We start from the raw sequence: 2,729 nt of genomic DNA, 5'->3' as shown, positions 1-2,729 counted from the left end.
CCCGCGCGCGGGAGAGGGGGCAGTCCGCTGAAGCGGGCAGGTCAGAGGATAATATCCGCTAAAAGTCGGTTTGATCGGTTCCCTCTCCCGCCGGGAGAGGGTTAGGGTGAGGGAAACCAGGATAACAAACCCTCAATTACAAATAATCGAACTGCGCATCCTGGGTTCTGACCGAATCCAGACCGATCATCACGTTGAATTTGCCCGGCTCGGCGACGTGCTGCATCTTCTGATTCCAGAACTTCAGCGCATCGACATCAATCTTAAAGCGCACGGTCTGCGACTCGCCGGCCTTCAGCATGATGCGCTGGAAGCCGCGCAGCTCCTGCACCGGACGGCTGATACTGGCAACCGGATCGTTCAGGTACAGCTGCACCACCGTGGCACCATCGCGTTTGCCGGTATTCGTCACCGTCACGCTGGCTTCCACCGTGCCGTTACGCGGCATGGTTGGTGCAGACATCTTCACCGGCGACACGCTGAACTGGGTATAGCTCAAACCGTAACCAAACGGATAGAGCGGACCGTTGACCGCGTCGTAGTAGTGCGAGGTGTACTTGTTCGGCTTCTCGAAATTGTACGGACGGCCGGTTGGCAAATGATTGTAATAAATTGGAATCTGTCCGACCGAGCGCGGGAATGACACCGGCAGTTTGCCTGATGGGTTGTAATCACCGAACAGCACATCGGCGATGGCGTTACCGCCTTCGGTACCGCTGAACCAGGTCTCCAGCATCGCATCCGCCATGCGGTCCTCATTCACCAGCGCCAGCGGACGGCCATTCATCAGCACAATCACCAGCGGTTTCCCGGTGGCTTTCAGGGCCGCCAGCAGCTTCTGCTGGCTCGGCGGGATCACCAGGTCGCTGCGGCTCGACGCTTCATGCGCCATGCCCTGTGCCTCGCCCACGGCCGCCACTACCACGTCCGCTTTTTTCGCCTGCGCGACCGCTTCGTCAATCAGCTGCTGTGGCGAACGGGCATCGACGCTGACCGCCTGCTCATACAGGTTGAGGAAGTTCTGGATACCTTTGTTATCGGAAATATTGGCCCCTTTGGCATACAGCACGGTGCCTTTGCCGGCCATGGCGCTGCGCATGCCCTGCAGCAGCGAGACAGATTGCTTCGCCACGCCCGCAGCCGACCAGCTGCCCATAATATCGCGCTGGCTATCGGCCAGCGGTCCCACCAGCGCCACGGTGGCCTCTTTCTTCAGCGGCAGGGTTTCATGCCAGTTTTTCAGCAGCACCATACTGCGGCGCGCCACGTCGCGCGCTTCCGCCCGGTGCAGGCGGCTTTCCGCATTGGTGTCCTGCGGATCGCTGCCTTTCGGTCCGAGATGGCTGTACGGATCGTTGAACAGGCCCATGTCATATTTAACGTTGAGCACGTGACGGGCCGCATCGTCGATTTCCGCCATGCTCACCGCGCCACTTTTCACCAGTCCCGGCAGGTATTTGCTGTAATACTCGTCGCTCATACTCATGTCGATGCCGGATTTCAGCGCAATGCGCACGGCATCCTGCGGATCGCTGGCGACGCCGTGTTTGATTAACTCTTTGATGGCACCGTGATCGCTGATGGTGATGCCTTTAAATTTCCAGTCGTTGCGCAGAATATCTTTCAGCAGCCAGCTGTCGGCGGTGGCCGGGGTGCCGTTCAGCGAGTTGAGCGCCACCATCACGCCGCCGCTGCCGGCATCCAGTGAAGCTTTATACGGCGGCAGATAATCCTGGAACAGGCGCTGCGGACTCATGTCGACGGTGTTGTAATCGCGACCGCCTTCCACTGCGCCGTAAGCCGCAAAGTGTTTAACGCTGGTCATGATGGCGTAGCGGTCGGCGGCGCTCTTGCCCTGCATGGCTTTGACCATCGCACTGCCCATCTGCGAAGTGAGATAGGTATCCTCGCCAAACCCTTCAGAGCCGCGGCCCCAGCGCGGTTCGCGCGACACATCCACCATTGGCGCCCAGGTCATGTTGAGGCCATCGTCTGCCGCTTCATAGGCCGAGATGCGCCCCACTTCGCTAACGGCTTGCATATCCCAGCTGGCGGCGAGGCCGAGCGGAATCGGGAAAATGGTGCGCTGGCCGTGCACCACGTCATAAGCAAAGAACAGCGGCACCTTCAGGCGGCTGAGCTGCATGACCTGATCCTGCATGGCGCGGATATCCGGACGCGTTACCGTATTGAAAATCGCCCCGACCTGGCCGTGCTGAATCATGTCGCGAATCGCCTCTTTTGGCGTATCCGGACCGACGCTGATCAGGCGCATCTGCCCAATCTTTTCATCCAGCGTCATTTTGCTCAGCAGCTGATTAACAAAGGCGTCGCGCGCCTGTTCCGTCATTGGATGGGGGCCGAACAGGTCGTCCGCAAACGCGGGTTGCACGGCAAGGGAAACAGCGAGGCTAACAGAGTAAATCCATTTCATCAGGTCGGGTTCTCTTAAGTAACTGCGCAATATCGAAATAACCGGGGCAGTGTGCCACAAGATGAGGATAGCAGGTAGCCGCCATTGTCACACTGCGCCCCCGTGGCCGACGCGTGCTACAGTAGAAACGCCACGTTAACGACAAGGATAGGCTAATGAATAACAACACCTCACACCCTGCCCTGCTGTCCGAGCTGCGCCGTCTGGTCGGCGCAGCACAGCTGCTGACCGATGCAGAGCAGACCGCGCGCTATCGTAAGGGTTTCCGTTCCGGCGAGGGCGATGCGCTGGCGGT

General features: G+C 59.3%; 1 protein-coding gene. It reads right to left on the bottom strand.

What is annotated here, in order from left to right; all coding sequences use genetic code 11:
* Window positions 1-136: 136 nt before the first annotated feature.
* Window positions 137-2,434, bottom strand: coding sequence for a beta-glucosidase BglX (bglX, locus tag ERD80_RS20565; RefSeq protein ID WP_058769482.1), 2,298 nt, complete (start codon window positions 2,432-2,434; stop codon window positions 137-139).
* Between the last annotated feature and the right edge of the window lie 295 nt (window positions 2,435-2,729).

The sequence above is a fragment of the Pantoea sp. R102 genome (assembly GCF_004916815.1).
In the GTDB taxonomy this organism is placed as follows: Bacteria; Pseudomonadota; Gammaproteobacteria; order Enterobacterales; family Enterobacteriaceae; genus Pantoea; species Pantoea dispersa.
Note: the sequence above shows the minus strand (reverse complement) of the source record. Positions and strands in the feature narration are given on the sequence as shown.